General features: G+C 43.5%; 1 pseudogene. It reads left to right on the top strand.

Annotated elements, in window-relative coordinates:
- Nucleotides 1-141: 141 nt before the first annotated feature.
- Nucleotides 142-299, top strand: a pseudogene (locus NG904_RS16745) (D-alanyl-D-alanine carboxypeptidase family protein); the annotation flags it as partial.

Consider the following 299-nt stretch of genomic DNA (forward strand, 5'->3'; position numbering starts at 1 on the left):
GGGGGGGGGGGGGGGTGAGGGGGGGCGGTGGGGGGGGGGGGGGGGGGGGGCGCCGGAGAAGGCAAGGGGATTTTATTCAACATATCCTGCCAATTGGGCAGATCTCTTATAGCAAACTTTAGGGAGGATAAACTATGCACCATTGCAGGTAAAAATGGCTATACAACTAAATCAAACCATACATATGCAATAGCTGCTGAAAATAATGGACATATTTTAGTAGCATCGTATCTTAATGCTCTAGATAAAAATAAAAACTTTGAAGATATGAAAACTGTGTTTAATTATGGATTTAATAA

The sequence above is a fragment of the Clostridium sp. ZBS15 genome (assembly GCF_023845705.1).
Classification (GTDB): domain Bacteria; phylum Bacillota; class Clostridia; order Clostridiales; family Clostridiaceae; genus Clostridium; species Clostridium aquiflavi.